Below are 407 nucleotides of genomic sequence, written 5' to 3'. Positions count from 1 at the left end.
GAAGCCGTATGCGACAGCGTCGCCTGCTTGGCCTGTTCGGAACGACCGACCTTGATCGCGACGATTGGCTTTTTTAGCTCCCTTGCCCGTGCCGCGAGTTTTTCGAAACCGGATACAGAGTCGAACCCTTCGATGTGTAGACCGAGCGCGGTGACGCGGCCGTCCTCGATCATGGCAAGCGCAATTTCGGAAAGACCGATCTGCGCCTGATTACCGGCAGCCATAAGAAAAGCGATCGGCAAGCCACGTTTCTGCATCGAAAGGTTGATCGCGATGCTGGAGGATTGTGTGACAATGGCAACACCACGCCCTCCGTCGGGCAGCCTTTCCCCGCCATGATGGTCCGGCCACAGAAGAGCGCCGTCTGCATAGTTGATCAAGCCGTAGCAGTTCGGACCGATTATCGG

The 407-nt window shown here is 57.7% G+C and carries 1 pseudogene; it reads right to left on the bottom strand.

From position 1 onward, the window contains the following. Positions 1-407, bottom strand: a pseudogene (locus AC0L3S_RS39185) (acetate--CoA ligase family protein); the annotation flags it as partial.

The organism is Bradyrhizobium sp. Ken01 (assembly GCF_055807355.1).
This window is presented reverse-complemented; position numbering and strand designations above follow the sequence as displayed.